15 protein-coding genes are annotated in these 19125 nt (G+C 61.7%); 9 read left to right on the top strand and 6 right to left on the bottom strand.

The genetic code is table 11. The features are described from left to right. Nucleotides 1–61: 61 nt before the first annotated feature. The 3 genes from pyk to VFG26_RS13040 form a co-directional block, all read right to left on the bottom strand. Nucleotides 62–1507, bottom strand: coding sequence for a pyruvate kinase (gene pyk / locus VFG26_RS13050; RefSeq protein WP_325025942.1), 1446 nt, complete (start codon nt 1505–1507; stop codon nt 62–64). Further along, nucleotides 1504–1932, bottom strand: coding sequence for a DUF1036 domain-containing protein (locus tag VFG26_RS13045; RefSeq protein ID WP_414653300.1), 429 nt, complete (start codon nt 1930–1932; stop codon nt 1504–1506). The genes pyk and VFG26_RS13045 overlap by 4 nt, the downstream gene beginning before the upstream one ends. Nucleotides 1933–2023: 91 nt before the next feature. Next, a complete protein-coding gene (locus VFG26_RS13040) occupies nt 2024–3319 on the bottom strand; it encodes a glycerate kinase (RefSeq protein WP_325025940.1) in 1296 nt (431 codons plus the stop codon). 215 nt (nt 3320–3534) lie between these two features. Here VFG26_RS13040 and VFG26_RS13035 point away from each other — a divergent pair, with 215 nt between their 5' ends. From VFG26_RS13035 to VFG26_RS13025, 3 genes are all read left to right on the top strand, one after another. Then, nucleotides 3535–3837, top strand: coding sequence for a DUF1244 domain-containing protein (locus VFG26_RS13035; RefSeq protein ID WP_325025938.1), 303 nt, complete (start codon nt 3535–3537; stop codon nt 3835–3837). Nucleotides 3838–4039: 202 nt separating this feature from the next. Continuing rightward, complete coding sequence (locus VFG26_RS13030; protein WP_325025936.1) at nt 4040–4333, top strand: DUF2312 domain-containing protein; 294 nt, start codon at nt 4040–4042, stop codon at nt 4331–4333. A 218-nt stretch (nt 4334–4551) separates the two neighbouring features. Beyond that, complete coding sequence (locus VFG26_RS13025; RefSeq protein ID WP_325026117.1) at nt 4552–5493, top strand: LysR substrate-binding domain-containing protein; 942 nt, start codon at nt 4552–4554, stop codon at nt 5491–5493. Nucleotides 5494–5510: 17 nt separating this feature from the next. On the opposite strand, the gene VFG26_RS13020 is transcribed toward VFG26_RS13025, so the two are convergent. The 3 genes from VFG26_RS13020 to VFG26_RS13010 form a co-directional block, all read right to left on the bottom strand. Then, a complete protein-coding gene (locus tag VFG26_RS13020; protein WP_325025934.1) occupies nt 5511–7055 on the bottom strand; it encodes a DUF882 domain-containing protein in 1545 nt (514 codons plus the stop codon). Nucleotides 7056–7281: 226 nt separating this feature from the next. Further along, nucleotides 7282–9345, bottom strand: coding sequence for a L,D-transpeptidase family protein (locus VFG26_RS13015; RefSeq protein ID WP_325025932.1), 2064 nt, complete (start codon nt 9343–9345; stop codon nt 7282–7284). 424 nt (nt 9346–9769) lie between these two features. Beyond that, nucleotides 9770–11281 carry a sigma-54 dependent transcriptional regulator gene (locus VFG26_RS13010; RefSeq protein WP_325025931.1) on the bottom strand — a complete coding sequence of 504 codons (1512 nt, stop codon included), beginning with the start codon at nt 11279–11281 and terminating at the stop codon, nt 9770–9772. A 318-nt stretch (nt 11282–11599) separates the two neighbouring features. Here VFG26_RS13010 and VFG26_RS13005 point away from each other — a divergent pair, with 318 nt between their 5' ends. The 6 genes from VFG26_RS13005 (at nt 11600) to VFG26_RS12980 (ending at nt 19077) form a co-directional block, all read left to right on the top strand. Then, a complete protein-coding gene (locus tag VFG26_RS13005) occupies nt 11600–13462 on the top strand; it encodes a M3 family oligoendopeptidase (RefSeq protein ID WP_414653293.1) in 1863 nt (620 codons plus the stop codon). Nucleotides 13463–13712: 250 nt separating this feature from the next. Further along, nucleotides 13713–15626, top strand: coding sequence for a potassium transporter Kup (locus VFG26_RS13000; protein ID WP_325025927.1), 1914 nt, complete (start codon nt 13713–13715; stop codon nt 15624–15626). 156 nt (nt 15627–15782) lie between these two features. After that, a complete protein-coding gene (locus VFG26_RS12995; protein WP_325025924.1) occupies nt 15783–15926 on the top strand; it encodes an aa3-type cytochrome c oxidase subunit IV in 144 nt (47 codons plus the stop codon). Nucleotides 15927–16036: 110 nt separating this feature from the next. Further along, nucleotides 16037–17176, top strand: coding sequence for a Re/Si-specific NAD(P)(+) transhydrogenase subunit alpha (locus tag VFG26_RS12990; protein WP_325025922.1), 1140 nt, complete (start codon nt 16037–16039; stop codon nt 17174–17176). A gap of 20 nt (nt 17177–17196) precedes the next feature. Further along, a complete protein-coding gene (locus VFG26_RS12985; RefSeq protein WP_414653299.1) occupies nt 17197–17589 on the top strand; it encodes a proton-translocating transhydrogenase family protein in 393 nt (130 codons plus the stop codon). A 69-nt stretch (nt 17590–17658) separates the two neighbouring features. Next, nucleotides 17659–19077, top strand: a complete 1419-nt coding sequence (locus tag VFG26_RS12980) for an NAD(P)(+) transhydrogenase (Re/Si-specific) subunit beta (protein ID WP_325025920.1) — start codon at nt 17659–17661, stop codon at nt 19075–19077. Nucleotides 19078–19125 lie beyond the last annotated feature (48 nt).

Here is a 19125-nt window from a genome sequence, read left to right as displayed (position 1 = left end):
GGCGGCCTCTTGCGTCAATGGTCCCGGAGCCGGCCTCAGCTCCAGGACGCTAAGCGCGGCGTCAGACCTCTTCTGCGATCGGCGCGCCCGATTCGTCGACAAACGCGATGCGGATCATGTTCGTCGCGCCGGGGCTGCCGAGCGGAATGCCGGCTGTGATGAGGATACCTTCGCGGGCTTTGACGAGCCCTTCCTCGAACGCGATGCGGCAGGCCTTGCGGACCATGTGCGAGAGGTTTTCCGGGTCGCCCGTCAGAATCGTATGAACGCCCCAGGCCATCGCCAGGCGGCGAGCCGTCGATTCGATCGGGGTGAGGCCGATGACGGGAATACCCGGCCGCTCACGGGTGACGCGGAGCACCGTAGAGCCCGTTGCCGTATAGCAGACGATAGCACCCAAGCGGACGGTGTCGGCGATCGCGGAAGCGGCCGCTGCGATGGCGTCGGCGCCGGTGGGCTGCGGCTCGGTCTGCGTCGCGTAGAGCATCGGCTCGTAGACCGGATCGTGCTCAACCTGGATCGCGATCTTGTCCATCATTTGGATGGCTTCGACGGGGTACTGACCGACCGCGCTTTCGGCCGACAGCATGATGGCGTCGGCGCCGTCGAACACGGCGGTGGCAACGTCGGAGACCTCAGCGCGCGTCGGCATGGGCGATGAAATCATGCTTTCCAGCATCTGCGTGGCGACGACAACGGGCTTGCCCGCAGCGCGCGACAGGCGCGTAATGCGCTTCTGGATGCCGGGCACTTTCTCGACCGGCATTTCGACGCCGAGATCGCCGCGCGCCACCATGATGCCGTCGGACGCTGCGATGACGTCCTCGAGCTGAGCAACGGCGGAGGGCTTTTCGATCTTCGACATGATCGCTGCGCGGTTGCCGATGAGCTTGCGGACTTCGTGAATGTCCTCGGCGCGCTGGACGAACGACAGCGCCACCCAGTCCACGCCAAGCTTCAGGGCGTGCGCGAGATCGAGCTTGTCCTTCTCGGTGAGGGGGCTGATGGGCAGCAGCGTGTCCGGCATGGAGATGCCCTTGCGGCTCGCCAGCATGCCGCCCGTCAGGACTTCGGCTTTGATCTGCACGGCCGACTTTTCGACGACGCGCATGCGCAACTTGCCGTCATCGAGAACGAGCATGTGGCCCGGTTCGATGGCCTCAAAAATCTGGCTGTGGGGCAGGTGAACGCGTTCTTCGGTGCCCAGCGTCTCATCGACATCGAACTTGAAGATCGATTTCGCCGCGACGTTCACGCGGCCGGTCGCGAAATTGCCGATCCGGAATTTCGGGCCCTGGAGATCGGCAAGGATGCCGATCGAATGGCGGTGGCGCGCCGCGCATGCACGGACGGCGTTATAGAGCGTCTTTGAGCCATCGTGCGTTGAATGGCTCATGTTGATGCGGAAAACGTCGACACCCGCAAGAAACAACCGCTCGATCATTTCTGGTGCAGCAGACGCGGGCCCGAGCGTCGCTACAATTTTGACCCGCCTATTCCGTCTCATTTATCTGCTTTTCCTTGCCCGGGATCCGTGAGGCGGATGGTCCACTCCTTCGCCTCGCCCGTGTCTACTTCAAAAAAACCCGTGCGCTTATATCCGCGTTTTACGCAATCCTGAACCCCCCTGATGGCGAAGGATTTTTCAGTCGTGCACATGTCGTTCTTGCCGCCCCATTCGCCGCCGCGGTCGTAATCGACCGCGTGGACGTATACGAAGCGGCTCGGCAGCGGACCTTTGAGAAGCGTTTCGCAGGTCTGCGAGGCTATGTTCCACCAGCCTTCCGTCGCCCAGCCCGACGTATCTTGGTAACCGATCGAGACACCGACACGGCTCGACGTAGCGTTGCACAACTTCAGGTCGGCGTGAGCGGCGGTCGCGCTGACAAAAAAGCTCAGAACGAGAGCAAAGTTCCGCCGGGGCGCTCGCAAACGGAATCGGGGTTGCAAGTCAGAGCCTCCGGTCCTTCGAGGAGAATTCTGGTCTTCGTGGCAGGCCTTCGCGGGTGTCGCAACCGTCGGTTTACGGGTCAACAAGAATGACCCGGAAATCGTTGACGTTGGTCTGGGTGGGGCCGCAAAGGATAAGGTCTTCAAGAGCACGGAAAAATGCGCTCGAGTCGTTGTTCTCCAGGAACTTGGCGGCATTGAGATTGAGCGCTTCGGCGCGCTTCAGCGTGTCCGGGAATACGATGGCGCCGGCCGGATCGCCCGCGTGACCGCCGCCGCCGTCGATGCCGTCGGTGTCGCCGGCGAGACCGGCTATGCCCGGCGTTCCGTTGAGTGCCAGGGCGAGGCCCAGAGCATATTCCTGGTTCGGCCCGCCCGAGCCGTTGCCGCGCACGGTCACGGTTAGCTCGCCGCCCGACATGATGGCGACCTTCTCGCCACGCCGCTTGGCCTCGAGCGCCATCTCCGCGTGCGTGCGCGCGACCTCGCGCGCTTCGCCTTCGAGATCGTCGCCGAGTGAAATGACGCGATAGCTAAGGCCGCGGGCGATGTTGGCTGCGGCTTCGATGGAGGCTCTCGGCGCAGCCACGATCTTGTATTCGGAATTCGCGAGTTTCGGATCGCCAGCCTTCAGCGTTTCATTGGCCGGATCGGCAAGAGCTGCTGCAATTTCGGGCGCTGGCGTGATCTTCCATTTCTCCAGCACGGCGCGCGCGTCGGCGAGCGTGGAGCGATCGGCGACGGTCGGGCCGGAGCCGATCTCGTCAGGGTTGTCGCCCGGCACGTCGGAAATTGCGAGGGTGAGGAGACGTGCGGGATAGACGGCGGCAGCGAGCTTGCCGCCTTTGACTTCCGAGAGATGCTTGCGGACGCAATTCATCTCGGAGATCGGCGCGCCTGACTTCAAGAGCTGCTTGGTCAGCGCTTGCTTGGCTTCGAAGCTGACGCCTTTGACGGGGGCCGCCCAAATCGCAGAGGCGCCGCCCGAGAGCAGGCAGAGCACGAGATCGTTGGGGCCGGCGCTTTTGGCGAGCGCGATGGCGCGTTCGGCGCCGACGATCGAATTTTCGTCGGGAACGGGGTGGCCGGCTTCCAGGATCTTGATGATGCCCGTGGGCAGGCCGAACCCGTGCCGCGTGGAAATGAGGCCCGAAATTTTGCTGTCCTGACCGGTCGCGATGTAGTGCGCTTCGGCGGCAACGGCCATTGCGGCGGAGCCTTTGCCCGCGCCGATCACGACGATCCGGCCCCCTTCGGGGACAGGCGGAAGGTGGGACGGCAGGCAGACCGAGGGATGGGCTGTCCGATGCGCGGCTTCAAACAGCGTGCTCAAAGTCTCGCGAACGCCGCCGTTCGACCCGTCTTTCATCTTAGCTCCCTGGCCATTCCCGGCTGTTTTGTGATTGTTGGGGTGTTGGTTTGCGCAAACGTCTCACGCGCGTCAAGGCATCAGAGGCCGCAGCCGGTCACCGGGTTTGGCATGTTCTCCCCGCAGCGGGCCGGCGGGGTTTCGCATGACCGGGGGCATGCTTATGTCGTATGGGGCCCGATGAGACGCTAAGGGAAGACGTGAGGAGCCGCAAAATGAAGACATTCGACCCACAGACGACGCTGGAACTCGAGGCCGCCGCCTTCCGCCGTCTTGTCGAGCATCTGCGGTCGCGGACCGACGTGCAGAATATCGACATGATGAATCTGGCCGGGTTCTGCCGGAACTGCTTGTCCAATTGGATGTCAGACGCAGCGAAGGACCGGGGCTTGGAGCTGTCGAAGGACGAAGCCCGGGAGATCGTCTACGGCATGCCGTTCCAGGAATGGAAGGCCAAGTATCAGACTGAGGCGGCTCCAGAGAAGCAGGCGGCGTTCGAGAAGAACCGGAGTCACTAGGACTCTTTGATTTCGCCCGGCGTCCTCCCTCCGAGGAGTTGGCCGCCGGGCGAGCCGATGAATCCGTGTCGTGCGCGCGACATATACAACGTCAAGACCTCGGCACGATATTATCTCTTTGGATAGCTCTGCGCATCGCCTTGCTGCGGCGCGCACCGGCCGTTAGCGTCCGGCTCGCTATTTAAGACCAGTAGGAGCCTTCATGAGCACGCTTCAAGCCTCGGCGCAGAATCAGTTGCGCCAGTTCGTCGAGCAGATCGAGCGCTTGGAAGAGGAAAAGAAGGCGCTTTCAAGCGACATTCGGGACAAGTACACCGAAGCGAAGGCTGTCGGCTTCGACGTCAAGGCGCTGCGCCAGATCGTGCGGCTTCGCAAGAAGTCGAACCAGGAGCGTCAGGAAGAAGAAAGCATCCTGGAAGTCTACATGCACGCGCTCGGCATGCTGGAGACCCCGCCCGACACGTCGGTCGTGGATGCGATGATCGCGGCCGAGTAGGCCGCTTGGGCGATTGGCGCCCTCTGCAACATAAAACAACACCGCCCGACCCCATTCGGCGCTGGGACCCGGACGGTGCTGGCGATGACAGCCTTGCGGCTGCCGTCTCTCTGCGCGCGGAAAAGTGATATCGTCTCCACGCGTCGGATAATTCACGCTAGCGATGGACTGTGATAAGGACAAATTGCGATTTCTTGTCCGGCACATTAGTCTCGCTGATGGCACACGTCACTTTGAAGCAGCTCAGGTATTTCGATGCTCTCGCCCGCGAGCAGCATTTTGGACGCGCGGCCGACGCCTGCGCCGTGACCCAGCCGGCGCTGTCGATGCAGATCCAGGATCTCGAGGCCTCGCTCGGCATTGCGCTTGTCGAGCGGACGCGCAACGGCATCAAGCTGACGCCCAAGGGCGAGGAAATCGCCATCCGCGCTCAGCGTCTGCTGAACGACGTACGAAACCTTGTCGATTACGCGCAGCACGCGGGCGGCGTACTTTCCGGCACGCTGCGGCTCGGGGTCATCCCCTCGGTTGCGCCCTATCTTCTGCCGCCGCTCCTGCCGCTTCTCAGGACCAATTATCCCGAACTCGAACTGCACGTGCGGGAAACCCAAACGCAGCCGCTGACCGACGAACTCGTCGAGGGCAAGCTCGACGTCTTGCTGCTCGCGCTGCCCATCAGAAATCCCGATCTCGAGACGCTGCCGGTGTTCGAGGACAGGTTCTTATTGGCATTGCCGAAGGCCCGGCGGCTTTCGGGCCGGGTGCGCGCTACGAAGGAAATGGTGGAGCACGACCGGCTCCTGCTGCTTGAAGAAGGGCATTGCCTGCGCGATCAGGCGCTCACCTATTGCAGTCTGCAGCAGGTCGACGACGTGAACACGTTCGGGGCGTCGAGCCTGTCGACGATCGTCGAGATGGTTTCGGCAGGATTCGGCATCACGCTGCTCCCCGAGATCTGCCTTGGAGTCGAAGGCCGCAGCCGCGAGATCAAGGTGATCCGCTTCGTTGATCCCGAGCCGTCGCGGTCGATCGGGCTTGCATGGCGGCGGTCGAGCCCGCGCCGCGATGACTTTCTGGCGCTGGGCAAGCTCGTTGCCGAAGCGGCGCAGGTATCATTGAAGCGCGGAGCTTTGGCGCTGCAAGGCGAGAAATCCGCCTGATGTGACGGACTTTCCGATCACCGTGCGCTGGTTTGGACGGCCTTGTTCGCAATTGCCGCCGGCATCCGGCTCTGCTCGATCTCCATCAAGGCTTCGGCGTGGACGGCTTTGCCTTTGAACGCGCCGGAGGAGGCCGCATCTGCCAACTGCGAGCCGGACCTGAACTTCATCGGAACAATGCCGCCGACGTCATCCAGAACGTCCAGCGTGGCGGCGACGTCGGGTGCCTGTAAGTCGGCGAGGGGCTGGTCGCGCGATGCCGGGTTGTCGCTCAAGAGCGGGCCCAGCGGGAAGGGGCGATAATCGAGCTCATCGGGATGGTCCTCGTCGAACTGCGGTGCCTGGACCCAGCCGTCGCTGAAGCTTGCGGACCCGACGGCGGGATCAAGGCTGGCGACGCGCGCGGCCGGAGCGGAGGGCGCCGGGCGCTGGCTTTCAGCCAGGGCAACGGCGGCCAAGGCCTTCTGCGGGCGCACGGCTGGGCGCGGTTCCTGCACGAGATGCGGAACGGGCATCTCGGCGGCGGCCGTCACCAGGGCGTCGAGCTTGCTGCGATCTGCCTGCGAGGGAAGCGTGAAGCGCGAGGAGCGATCGACGAGCTTGGGCGCAGATACGAGCCGCGGGGGCTTCGGATCAACAACGGCTTCCAGCGAGGCGACTTGCGCCGGCGCGAACGGGCGCGGCGCGGCGAGAACCGGATCGGGCTCGCTCGTCAGCTTTACGTCTCTGCGCGAGGAGCCGCCGGCGGATGCGGGTGTTTTTTGAGCGGCTGCTCCGAGGGACGCCACGACGTTGAGGCTCTTCTTCGGAGGCGCGACTTCCACTGAAGCGACAAGCGTTCTCGACGTTCCGGGTGTCCGGCGATCCTGGAAGAATTCGGCCACCTGCGTTGCGAGTTCGCGATTGTTCGCCTGCGCGCTCTTCACGTCTGCCAGCGTGATCGGGCGGCCATCGCTCGGCACGTACTTGGAGCGGCCGTTCGGGAAAAGCAGTGCGAGTTCCTGGCGCGGCATGCGCGGCCACATGCGCACGTGTGCGGTATCGATGTGAACGAACGGGATGCCCGACGTCGGATAGTAACCGACGCCGCCGCGCTCGCGGATCAAGGCGGAATAGCGCATCTTCTTCAGCGGAACGTCGGGGAAGGTAATGTCGATGGCGCGGCCGGTGATGTGCTCACTCTGCTTAGCCTGGCCGCCGCGCGTCTTGCGGAGCATCTCGTTGGTGGCGCCGGAGCGATAGCCGCAGATGATGTTGATCGGCTCTTTCGACCCGAGCTCCTGATGCATTTCCCAGGCAATATCGATGGTGGCTGGCGAGATTTCCTTCACTTCGTTCTGGCGCCAGTCGCGCATGATCCAGTTGATCTGCTTCAGCGCCTCGGGGATGTACTGGCCATTGCGCTTGTACGTGATGGTCAAGCGCTCTTTGGTATGGATGTGGTAGAACGAAATCGTGCGTTCTTCGGGTTGACCAGCCGCCGTCATACTATCGGCGTGCAGGAACACGGACATAGCAAGCGTCAACGCGCCCAGAACTAGGCCTGATCGGCGAACCGCCACGAATTCCCCCGTCCCTTCAAAAATCCCCGAGCCCGACTGGGGCCAAAAAATGCTCGGCCATTAACGGTTAACGTGGAACCGTTAAGACGCGGTAACTATCAAGTCCGGGATATTAAAAGCGTTCGAAACGGCGATAAAAAGGCCGGTATGCTCGTGCGGTGAATAAAGAAAAGCCGGCCGATTGGCATCGGCCGGCTGCAGAAAATCAGTCTACGGCTTTTAACCTTTAGAAGCCGCCGAAGACCTGCTGGAAGAAGTTCAGGCCGGGGTCGTATTTCTTGCGGCCACGGCTATCGCGTTCGTCGTAGTTGCTGAACAACCCGCCGAAGCCGTTGCCGCCTGAGCCCCAGCTGCCGCCGTCAGGGATGTCCTCCGGCGAGACTTTCTTCTCGTCCGCCTTCTGGATCTGCTTCCACTTGCCCTGCAGCGCCAAGTCGATCCGCTTCTCGTGGCCGTAGACGTCGCCGAACGTCTGGACTTCGCCGTCGTCGGCGACCCACGCGGTGAAGTACGTGACGTGCACGGGAACGGGTTTGTCGAGGCTGACTTCGTTTTCCTCCGGGCCCTTGGCGATGAGGTTTTGCACCATCGCGGGATCCCAGCCCTTGTCGTTGCCGAGGAGGACCTCCGCCAGCCGCACCGGGTTGCGAACGCGGATGCAGCCGTGGCTGAACGCGCGCGAGCTTTCGTTGAAGAGGCCCTTGCTCGGCGTGTCGTGCAGATAGACGGCGTGCTTGTTCGGGAACAAGAATTTCACGACACCGAGGGCATTGCCGCGGCTCGGCGGCTGATAAACATGGAAGTTGCGAATGTCGTTGCGGCTCCAATCGACATTGTAGGGATCGACCCTACGGCCGTTGCGCTCCATCACGAGACCCTGGCGGCGCAGCGGATCGCCACCGCTCCTGAGGCTCGGCAACAGTTCTTTGATCTTGATGGAGTCCGGCACGTTCCAGCGTGGCTGGAGGACGACGGTCCGCATGTTCTCCGAGAAGATCGGCGATTGCGTCGCAGGCCGGCCCACAACGATGCGTTCCTCGTGGACGACCTCGCCGTTGGACACGACGCGGAACTTGAATTCGGGGACGTTGACCAGGATGTGGTAGCTGCCGAGATCTTCCGGCATCCACCGCCACTCTTCCATGTTGGCGAGAAGCTTGGCTTCGCTCACGTCGTTCGACGCATTGAGCGACCGGCGCAGCGACGATGTGACCGAAGCGTTCGCCGGTTCAATGCCTTTGCTCTTCTTATAAGCGACGACAGCGTCTGCGAGAGCTTTGTCGTAATACGTGTCGTCCGCGGGCGTGCCATCCTCCTTCGTGGAGGCAGCGGCAACCTTGAGGCGCTGGCGAAGGATAGCGATCTGCGCGTGGCTCTTGCCCGGCATCAGCTTCGGGCCGTCGGGGAGCTTCACGGCTTCCGCTTCCTTGGCCTTGCTGCGGAGGGCAATAAGCTTCTCTCTGAGCCGCACGAATTGCGGGTGCTTGGGATGAAGCGCCGTCAGGTAGGCGCCCTTGTCAGCGACGGTCGACAAGGAGTCGATGACCGTTCTGCGGTCAAGAAGTGCTGGCTTGCGGTCGAGATAGGTGCCGAGCTGCGAAGCGGGGTCGGAAATGCGGCCACCGCGAGCTTCGCGGGCGTACTGCAGGGCCGCCAATGACAGCCGCGCCTCTGCGACCGTCAGATCGCCGGGCGTCAGTTCGCCATCAGGACCAGTCTTCAACTCGGGGATTTTGAAGTCGGCCGAGCGCAGGCCCCAGCTGTCAGCATCGTTGAGGGTGGCGATGAGATTTTTCGCGGCGTCGTTCAAGCCGTGCTTGTCCACCCACAGCGCCGAGCCCATGCGAGCGGTATAGAACTGGATCAGCGCTTGGCGGTCTGCTTCGTCGGTTCCGGCCAATGCCTTCTTGGCGTTCTCCTGCAGGTAGCCGGCAACCGGGAGATAGAGAAGGTCGCCGTTCGGGACGATCTCTGCGGCGGCTTTTTCTGCAGGCGGCTCGGAGGCGGGCTTATCGGCCGTGTGCGACGGGTCGGCGGCACGCTCGGCGCCCTCCGCTTGCGGCTGGGCCGGGTCCTGCGAAGGTGAGTCGGGGATGTTGGGCACGTCGGGCAGAGGCTGGCTCTGCACCTGCATTGCGGTCCGCGGTTCAGTGGGATCAGTCGCCTGGCCGGTGGTCGAAGCGCTATCGGCGCCCTCAGTTTGGTCATTGCCGGGTTCGACAGCCAAAGCTGCGGATACCGAGCCGGTGGTCAGCAAGAGGCTGACCGCCAGAAGTCGCGCGACACGCATAGAATTTTCACCTCTTCTTACCGGCTCTAGTTACGCGCCAGCGCCGCGCATTGCCAGACAGATCGCGCGGCACTGCTGGATTGCACAGCGCTGTGGCGAAACTGTTGCTGGTTCGTGCTCGAAGCTTGTGCTGGAGAGAGAATCTCGCCCTTTCCGCAGTGCGATTAGCTAACAAAATAGGGCGCGGAAAGTTGCAAATTGATTGAATTGATCTGAGCCCCAGCGGCTTTTCGTCAGGGCGCGGCTGAAAATGCAAGAGCCCCGGATGCAGCCGGGGCTCTTGCGCTCGAGGTCGAAGGGGCTTCGTCCTCTCACTAAACCTATTCGAATTCGCGGCGATACCAAGGCGTGGGGGCAGCACAGACGGCGCGAATATCGCTCGTGCGCGAAACTCAGCGTACCGGCGGAGGCCCGTTGCTCGCGCCTAGTTCGTGCGGGGCTCCAGGCCGTATTCCTGCATCTTCCGGTAGAGCGTCGACCGGCCGATGTTGAGCCGCTTGGCAACTTCCGTCATGTGTCCGCGATAACGGCCGAGGGCTAAGCGAATCATGTCCGCTTCGATCGCCTCGAGCGAACGGATCTCGCCATCCTCGGCGACAGCTTGGATGCCGAGCGAACTCAGGCCGGAGGCCGGCGCTTTCATCTCGACGGTATGGGGCACGGTGTTCTCGGCGCCCAGAAGGGCCGGGCCGGTGTAGGCCGGTGCTTTCTGCACGGTTGCGGGTGCTGCGGGAATTTCCGTCTCGAACCCGGTGACGTGGGCAGCGATCTGCGGGAATTCCGCGACTGTCAGTTCAGGTCCGTCCGCGAGGACGACGGCACGGAAGACCGCGTTTTCGAGCTGGCGGACGTTGCCGGGCCACGAATAGGCCTGCAGGAGCTTCATCGCGCGGTCGGAAATCGTGGCGACGCGCTTGCCTTCCTCGGCGGCGAAGCGGGCGAGGAAATGGCGGGCAAGCTCGGGGATGTCTTCGACGCGCTCGCGCAGCGGCGGAATGAAGATTGGGAAGACATTGAGGCGGTAGTAGAGGTCCTCGCGGAACTTACCGTCCTTCACTTGCTGGATCATGTCGCGGTTGGTAGCCGAGATGAGGCGGAAGTTGACTTTTACCGGGCGCTTGGCGCCGACGGGGTCGATCTCGCCTTCCTGGAGTGCGCGCAGCAACTTCACCTGTGCTTCAAGCGGAAGCTCGCCGACCTCATCGAGGAAGAGCGTGCCGCCGTCGGCCTCCTGGAATTTGCCAATGCGCTTGTCGGTGGCGCCTGTGAAGGAGCCCTTTTCGTGCCCGAAGAGAATGCTTTCGATCAGGTTCTCCGGGATGGCGCCGCAGTTGACGGTGATGAACGGCTTGCCGGCGCGATCGCTCTCACCCTGGATGGCACGTGCAATCAGCTCCTTGCCGACGCCGCTTTCGCCCTCGATCAGTACGGGAATGTTGGATGCGGCGGCGCGCTTGCCCAGTGTGATGACGCGCTTCATGGCTTCGCCGCGCAGAACAAGGTCGCCAAACGTCAGCGTGCCATCGACCGTCTTTTTGATGCGGTTGATCTCTTCGGCGAGAGCTTCGATTTTCAGCGCGCTTTTGATCGAGACTTCGAGCCGTTCGGGCGAGGCGGGCTTGACGACGAAATCGACCGCGCCGCGGCGCATGGCGTTGATTGCCGTTTCGATCGAGCCATGGGCCGTCTGCACGATGATCGGCGGCATGCCAGGGACGCGGGCGATGCGGTCAAGCACCGCCATGCCATTCATGCCGGGCATGACGAGGTCGAGCAACACGAGGCCGATTTGAGAATGCTCCGGGCCTTCGAGAATTTGGATCGCTTGTTCGCCGGATCCGCAGGTTCTGGTTTCGAAGCCAAACCGCTTGATCGTTTCTTCAAGAATGCGACGCTGGGCAGGATCGTCGTCGACGATGAGAATACGCTTGGACATTGGCACGCAACTTTACTCTTACGGACACACACACCGGTCAGCTGCTGCGCGAGGCTGGAACTGCTCCAGCTTCAAACACGCGGTGACCTAGAACTTACGCGACGGGTTGGAGATTGGCCCAGAAGGGTAAATGTAAGGTTTCGGATTGGCACAATATTTTTCGCTCAACGATAAGCGGCTGATGTGGCGGAGAACTTTTTGCTCACACCCGGTGTTTTGCCCTGGTATCGCCCGCCGCCGATAGGGGACGCGAATTTCAATCTTCCGCCCGCCTGTGTTAAGCCACCGGCCCCGACTCTTCTTCGCAAAAGGACACTCATGCGCGCCCCGTCTTTTTTGGCACCGTCTTTTTCGGACATCGCTTTTGTTTCCGACGCCGCAGTTTCAAAGCCAGCCACCGATCAGCCGCTGGGAGGCATGCCTGAGTGGGACCTGAGCGACCTTTATTCCGGCCCTGATGCACCGGAAATTCAGCGCGACATGAAAGCAGCCGCTGCAGAGGCGGCACGCATCAAGAGCACTTATCAGGGGCGTCTTGGGGAGCTGGCGAAGGATGGCGGCAAACTCGTGGAGCCGATCAAGGCCTATGAGAAGCTTGCCGATCTCGCGGGCAAACTCGGCTCCTATTCGGGGCTCTACTACGTCTTGAATCAGACGGATCCGGCGCGCGCGAAGTTCAACGCCGACATTTCGGAAGCGCTGACGAAGATCTACACCGATCTCATCTTCTTCGAGCTCGAACTCAACCAGATCGAAGACGCCGTCATCGACGAGGCGCTGAAGCACGAGAGCATCGCCCGTTATAAGCCGTGGTTTGAGGATCTGCGTAAGGAGAAGCCGCATCAGCTCGATGAGCGGATCGAGACGCTTTTCACCGAGAAGTCGCAGACGAGCCGGGCGGCCTGGAACCGGCTGTTCGACGAGACGATGTCTTCGCTGAAGTTCGACGTCGAGGGCCAGAAGGAACCGCTGTCGCTGGAGCCGACGCTGAACCTGCTCTCGGACGCCGATGAGAAGAAGCGCAAGGCCGCATCCGAAGCACTGGCGAAGGTCTTCAAGGCCAACCTTCCGCTCTTTGCGCGCATCACGAATACGCTCGCCAAGGACAAGGAAATCTCGGACCGCTGGCACAACTTCAAAGACGTCGCGGACAGCCGCAACCTCGCCAACCGGGTCGAAGGTCCGGTCGTCGATGCGCTCGTCTCCAGCGTGCGCGCCGCCTACCCGCTGCTCTCGCATCGCTACTATGCGATGAAGGCGAAATGGCTCGGCAAGGAGAAGCTCAATTCATGGGACCGCAACGCGCCGCTGCCCGATAAGCCGGAGCGGGTGATCCCGTGGCCCGAAGCGCAACAGATCGTTCTGCGCGCCTATGAAGGCTTCGCGCCCGAGATGGCGTCGATCGCCAAGCAGTTCTTCGACAAGAACTGGATCGACGCGCCCGTCAGGCCCGGCAAGGCGCCCGGCGCGTTCTCGGCCTCCACCGTGCCGTCTGTGCATCCCTATGTGATGCTGAACTACCTAGGCAAGCCGCGGGACGTGATGACGCTCGCGCACGAATTGGGGCATGGCGTGCATCAATGGCTGGCACGCGATCAGGGTCCGTTGCTGGCGCCGACGCCGCTGACCCTTGCCGAGACGGCTTCGGTTTTCGGCGAGATGCTCACGTTCAATTCGATCATCTCGGAGACCAAGGATCCGCGCGAGAAGAAGGCCATGCTCGCCGGCAAGGTCGAAGACATGCTCAACACAGTCGTGCGCCAGATCGCCTTCTACACCTTCGAACGGAAGGTGCACGAGGCGCGTCGCGAGGGTGAGCTGACGTCTGAGCAGATCAACAAGATGTGGCTGGAAGTTCAGGCGGAAAGCCTCGGCCCGGCAATCGAACTGAACCCCGGGTATGAGGTGTTCTGGACATACATTCCGCACTTCATCCATTCGCCGTTCTACGTCTACGCCTATGCTTTCGGCGACTGCTTGGTGAACTCTCTGTACGGGCTCTATTCGGAAGCGCATCCCGAGTTTGTGCAGAAGTATTTCAATCTGTTAAAGGCCGGCGGCTCCAAGCACCATGCGGAGCTTCTCGCGCCCTTCGGCCTCGATGCTCGGGATCCGGAGTTCTGGAACAAGGGCCTCAAAGTTATTGAAGGCATGATTGATCAGCTGGACGAACTGAGCTGAGGTTCGTCCCGGCTTTAGGGCTCTAGAACCCGCGCCGGCGCCCTGCGCGCCGGCGCGACGCTCCCCGGGCGCCCGAAATAGGGGCCGCGGTGCAACGAATTCTTTCGCATTTGCATTATGGTGAAAGAGCGGGCGAGAAAATTATCAACGTGCGGAGGCGATTTTACCGCTTTGCAAGGGCCCGGCACGGGAGTAGAAGCCCGCCACCTTTGCTGCTGTGCAGCGTTTTAATCAAGGTCGAGGTGCCTGAATGGCACAAGCGCCCGCTTCTCTTCAGGCGGCCGGTGAGTTTGCCGGAGAGGGGCATCATAGCAAGAACTTCTGGGCATTGGCGGTCGGCTCGGTGGGTGTCGTCTTCGGCGATATCGGAACGAGCCCGCTCTATGCTTTCAAGGAAGCCATCACGGCCGCAGCCCATCGCGGGTTGACCACGGCGGAGGCGGCTGTGGGCGTGCTGTCGCTCATCTTCTGGGCGATGACGCTCGTCGTCACGATCAAGTACGTGCTGTTGCTGCTCCGCGCCGACAACAAGGGCGAAGGCGGTATGTTCGCGCTCATGGCGCTGGGCCAGACGGTTGCCCGGCGCAGCGCACCGCTGCTAGGCGCGCTCGGGATCGCTGGCGCGGCATTCTTTTACGGCGACGCCGTCATCACGCCGGCCATTTCGGTGCTGTCGGCCGTCGAAGGTTTGAAGCTCGTCGCTCCGCAGTTCGAGCACGCCGTTATTCCTGTCTCCATTCTCATTCTCGCGCTGCTCTTCTGGATGCAATCGCGCGGCACAGACCGGGTCGCTCGGTTTTTTGGGCCGATGATGGTGGTCTGGTTCATCGTCCTGGGACTCGGTGGTCTCGCCCATATCGCGGATAATGTGGAAGTCTTTCTGGCGCTCAATCCGGCTTACGGAATTTCGTTCGTCTATCACCACGGGTTCCTTGGCCTCACGATCATGGGCCTCGTGTTCCTGGCATGTACGGGCGCGGAGGCTCTCTACGCGGATCTTGGGCATTTCGGCCGACGGCCGATCACGGCTGCGTGGGTTTACTTCGTGATGCCGGCGCTCGTCTTGAACTACTTCGGGCAGGGCGCGCTCGTCATGAGCGACGCCAACGCGATCGAAAATCCGTTCTACCGGCTCTATCCGGATTTCATGCTGATCCCGATGCTGATCCTGTCGACGTTCGCGACTGTGATCGCCAGCCAAGCCGTGATCACCGGCGCATTTTCGCTCACGCGCCAGGCCATTCAGCTCGGTCTCGTTCCGCGCTTCGAGATCCGGCACACGTCTGAAAGCATGGCCGGCCAGATCTACATGCCGCGGGTGAACTGGATTTTGTTCATCGCCGTTCTTCTGGCGATCTTTGCTTTCCGCACATCGTCCAATCTCGCCGCCGCATACGGTGTGTCGGTCACGGCGGCTATGGTCATCGACTCTTTGATGGCGTTCTTCGTGATTTGGAAGTGCTGGAATTGGCCGCTGTGGCGCGTGGCGGCCATCCTCATTCCGCTGCTGCTCATCGAGCAGGCCTTCTTCTCAGCCAACATTCTGAAGCTGTTTGAAGGTGGCTGGGTGCCGCTCGTCATTGCCTGCATGCTGGCGATCATCATGTTCACTTGGGTGCGCGGAACGCGGGTTCTCGCGAAGGCCACGAAGCGCAACGAAGCCGATCTCGATTGGCTCGTCCGCAAGCTCGAGGCAAAGCCTCCGCATCGCGTTTCCGGTACGGCCGTGTTCCTGACGGGCGACCCATACGCGGCGCCGACGTCTATGATGCACAACCTGAAGCACAACCGGATCATGCACGAGCGGAACATTCTGCTCTCGATCCGGACCGAGGAGACGCCGCGGGTTGCGCGTCATGAGCGGCTGACGGTGGAGCGGATTTCGGATCATTTCATCCGCATTATCGCGCGCTACGGCTTCATGGAAACGCCGAGCGTGCCGAAGATTCTCGAGCACGCGCGCCGGAAGGACTGCAACATCGATATCGGTTCGACATCGTTCTTCCTGTCGCGGCGATCACTGCGGCTGTCATCGAAATCCGAGATGCCACGCTGGCAGCAGCGCCTTTACATCGCGCTTGCGGGCAGCGCCGAGGATGCAACGACGTACTTCCAGATTCCGACCGATCGCGTTGTCGAGGTCGGCACGCACGTCGCGATCTAGCGGCTGTGATCAGCTCTCAATTTTATCGTGCGCATCACTGCGCATTGACGCGCCGATTTCGATGTTTAACATCGGATAACTGCGACACTTGATGCTTGTCGCAATCTGGTATACGATATACCAAAAGAGCGATAACCGGCCCTAGGGGAGTGAATCTTGAAAGTCGATACATCCAAAGGCAATCCGTCGATGGACTATGCACAGCACGTCGACACCTATGAACTGTTCGTGCGCATGACGAAGTACGGGACGGCTCTCGTGATCGTCATCCTCGCCGGCATGAGCTACTTCTTAGTTTGATGCCTGGAAGACGCAGATAAGACACTCAATGAAAACAGGGCAGGCCGGCTGAGGACCTGCCCTTTTTCATATCCAGCCCGCGCAGCCCTTCCGCTCAATTGGACCGAGACATGGTTACGATAGCTGTTGCCAGTGAACAGGCCGACGAACCGCGCGTCGCGGTTTCGCCCGACACGGTGAAGAAGTTTTCAGCCCTCGGGGCGGTGGTGCGCATCGAACAGGGAGCGGGGCTCCGATCGCGCTTTTCTGATGAGGCGTATCGCGCCGCTGGTGCGGAGATCCTCAATCGCGCGGAAGCGCTAGCGGGCGCCGATATTCTTCTTTCGGTGCGCCGTCCGTCCGCCGACGACATCCGGGCATTGAAACCCGGCGCGATCGTCGCCGGGATGATCGATCCATTCGGAGAACGCGCGGGTCTTGAGGCGCTTGCCGGTAGCGGCGGCACGGTTTTCTCGATGGAACTGATGCCCCGGACGACACGCGCACAGTCCATGGACGTGCTGTCGAGCCAGGCGAACCTCGCGGGCTACAAGGCGGTCGTCGACGGGGCTTCGATGTTCGGGCAGGCGCTGCCATTGATGATGACGCCGGCGGGCACTGTTCCGGCCGCCAAAGCTTTCATCATGGGCGTGGGCGTTGCGGGGTTGCAGGCCATTGCGACGGCGCGGCGTCTCGGCGCTCAGGTAACGGCAACGGACGTTCGCCCGGCAACGAAAGAGCAAGTTCAGTCGTTGGGCGCGAAGTTCATCGCGGTCGAAGACGAAGAATTCAAACAGGCGCAGACGGCCGCCGGATATGCCAAGCCGATGAGCGCTGAATATCAGGCAAAGCAGGCGGAGCTCATCGCCAGCCACATCAAGAATCAGGACCTCGTCATCACGACGGCGCTCATTCCGGGCCGTCCAGCGCCCAAGCTCATTTCGCGCGCGATGATCGAGGGCATGAAGCCCGGATCCGTCATTGTCGATTTGGCGGCCGAGCGTGGCGGCAACACGGATCTGACGGAAGCGGGCAAGACGGTCGAGACGCCAAACGGTGTCAAGATTTTCGGGCCGCTCAACCTTGCCGGCACGATCGCGGTCAACGCTTCGAGTTTGTACGCACGCAACCTTCTCGCCTTCATCGAGACGATGATCGACAAGAAGGAAAAGACGCTTGCGGTCAATTGGGACGACGAGCTGATCAAGGGGACTTTGGTCGCCAAGGACGGTCAGCTCGTGCATCCGAACTTCGTGACGAAGACGGTATGAGGGACCTTGCCATGCGCGTGATGAAGCCGCTTTTTGCAGCGCTTTCGGTGTTCTTGTTGACGGGCTCGTCCGCCTTCGCGGCGGAAGGCTCGCTCATCAGCCCCGCCGTTTACGAGTTCATGGTGTTCGTGATCGCGGTTTTCGTGGGCTACTACGTGGTCTGGTCGGTGACCCCGGCGCTGCACACGCCGCTCATGAGCGTCACCAACGCGATTTCATCGGTCATCGTCGTCGGCGCGCTGCTGGCAGTCGGCGTTTCGCTGACGTCTTCCGATAGCAGCATCGCCAAGGTGTTCGGCTTCCTCGCCTTGATCATGGCATCGGTCAACATCTTCGGCGGCTTCCTCGTCACCAACCGCATGCTCGCCATGTACAAGAAGAAAGACGCGCCGCCGGTGAAGAAGAACGGCTGAGCAATTCCGTTCAGCCACCCAAAGAGACGCGCACAAGACAACAGATAACGGGACCGGGGAAACGATCCAATGTCCGCAAACGTCGCCGCACTGCTCTATCTCGCCGCCGGTGTTCTCTTCATTCTGGCGCTTCGAGGATTGTCGAGCCCGGCAACATCGCGGCAAGGCAATCTCTACGGCATGATCGGCATGACGATCGCCATTCTGACGACGCTGGGACTTGCTGAGCCGACGGCGACGTCCTGGATTCTCATTATCCTGGGTCTCGGGATTGGCGGCTTCATTGGCGCCAAGACGGCGCGCGAAATTCCGATGACGATGATGCCGGAGCTCGTCGCGGCATTCCATTCGCTCGTCGGTCTCGCGGCCGTGTTCGTGGCGGCGAGCGCGCTCTACGCGCCCTCGGCCTTCGGAATTCTCGTTGATCCGTTGGATCCCGCAGCCGGCATCAAGGGCGGCAGCCTTCTCGAAATGTCGCTCGGCGTTGCGATTGGCGCCATCACCTTCACAGGATCGGTGATCGCCTTCTCCAAGCTCTCGGGCCGCATGTCGGGCAAGCCGATCCTGCTGCCGATGCGCCATGTCATCAACGGTGCGCTCGGCCTGTTTCTGATCTTCCTGATTTATCTCTTCGTCGTGTCCGCTGGTTCGGCGTGGCTGTTCTGGCTGATCGTTCTCGCAGCCCTTTTGCTTGGCGTGCTGATCATCATTCCGATCGGCGGCGCGGACATGCCGGTCGTCGTCTCGATGCTTAACTCGTATTCGGGTTGGGCGGCTGCGGGCATCGGCTTCACTCTCGGCAACATCGCTTTGATCATCACGGGCGCGCTTGTCGGATCATCGGGTGCCATTCTGTCCTACATCATGTGCAAGGCGATGAACCGGCAGTTCCTGTCCGTCATCGCGGGCGGCTTCGGCGGCGAGACGGCTGCAGCAGCCGGGGCTGGTGGCGAGCAGAAGCCGGTGAAGCTCGGGTCGGCCGAAGACGCGGCTTACGTCATGAAGAACGCGTCCAAGGTCATCATCGTGCCGGGCTACGGCATGGCGGTCGCGCAGGCGCAGCACGCGCTTCGCGAAATGGGAGACTCGCTCAAGAAGGCGGGCGTGGAAGTGAAGTACGCCATTCATCCGGTCGCCGGCCGCATGCCGGGCCACATGAACGTGCTGCTGGCTGAGGCCAACGTTCCCTACGACGAGGTGTTCGAACTCGAGGACATCAATAGCGAGTTCGCGCAGGCGGACGCCGTCTACGTCATCGGCGCCAACGACGTCGTCAACCCGGCCGCGGAGGACGATAAGACCTCGCCTATCTACGGAATGCCGGTGCTGCAGGTCTGGAAAGCGGGAACGGTGTTCTTCAACAAGCGCTCGCTGGCGTCGGGATATGCGGGCATCGACAACCCCGTTTTCTACCGGGACAACACTGTCATGGTCCTCGGCGATGCCAAGAAAATGACCGAAGAGATCGTTAAAGCCCTCGCAGAATAGGTCCCGCGCCGGAGTTCAGGCCGGATTCGCACGCCCGGTAGCGGCAGA

The sequence above is a fragment of the Hyphomicrobium sp. genome (assembly GCF_035687085.1).
Classification (GTDB): domain Bacteria; phylum Pseudomonadota; class Alphaproteobacteria; order Rhizobiales; family Hyphomicrobiaceae; genus Hyphomicrobium_B.
Note: the sequence above shows the minus strand (reverse complement) of the source record. Positions and strands in the feature narration are given on the sequence as shown.

Bases quoted from the DNA above. Each gene is read 5' to 3' on its own strand.
- VFG26_RS12990 (WP_325025922.1), top strand. From the start codon at position 16,037: ATGGTTACGATAGCTGTTGCCAGTGAACAGGCCGACGAACCGCGCGTC.
- VFG26_RS13030 (WP_325025936.1), top strand. From the start codon at position 4,040: ATGAGCACGCTTCAAGCCTCGGCGCAGAATCAGTTGCGCCAGTTCGTC.
- VFG26_RS13005 (WP_414653293.1), top strand. From the start codon at position 11,600: ATGCGCGCCCCGTCTTTTTTGGCACCGTCTTTTTCGGACATCGCTTTT.
- VFG26_RS12980 (WP_325025920.1), top strand. From the start codon at position 17,659: ATGTCCGCAAACGTCGCCGCACTGCTCTATCTCGCCGCCGGTGTTCTC.
- VFG26_RS13025 (WP_325026117.1), top strand. From the start codon at position 4,552: ATGGCACACGTCACTTTGAAGCAGCTCAGGTATTTCGATGCTCTCGCC.
- pyk (WP_325025942.1), bottom strand. From the start codon at position 1,507: ATGAGACGGAATAGGCGGGTCAAAATTGTAGCGACGCTCGGGCCCGCG.
- VFG26_RS13000 (WP_325025927.1), top strand. From the start codon at position 13,713: ATGGCACAAGCGCCCGCTTCTCTTCAGGCGGCCGGTGAGTTTGCCGGA.
- VFG26_RS13035 (WP_325025938.1), top strand. From the start codon at position 3,535: ATGAAGACATTCGACCCACAGACGACGCTGGAACTCGAGGCCGCCGCC.
- VFG26_RS12985 (WP_414653299.1), top strand. From the start codon at position 17,197: ATGAAGCCGCTTTTTGCAGCGCTTTCGGTGTTCTTGTTGACGGGCTCG.
- VFG26_RS13010 (WP_325025931.1), bottom strand. From the start codon at position 11,281: ATGTCCAAGCGTATTCTCATCGTCGACGACGATCCTGCCCAGCGTCGC.
- VFG26_RS13015 (WP_325025932.1), bottom strand. From the start codon at position 9,345: ATGCGTGTCGCGCGACTTCTGGCGGTCAGCCTCTTGCTGACCACCGGC.
- VFG26_RS13040 (WP_325025940.1), bottom strand. From the start codon at position 3,319: ATGAAAGACGGGTCGAACGGCGGCGTTCGCGAGACTTTGAGCACGCTG.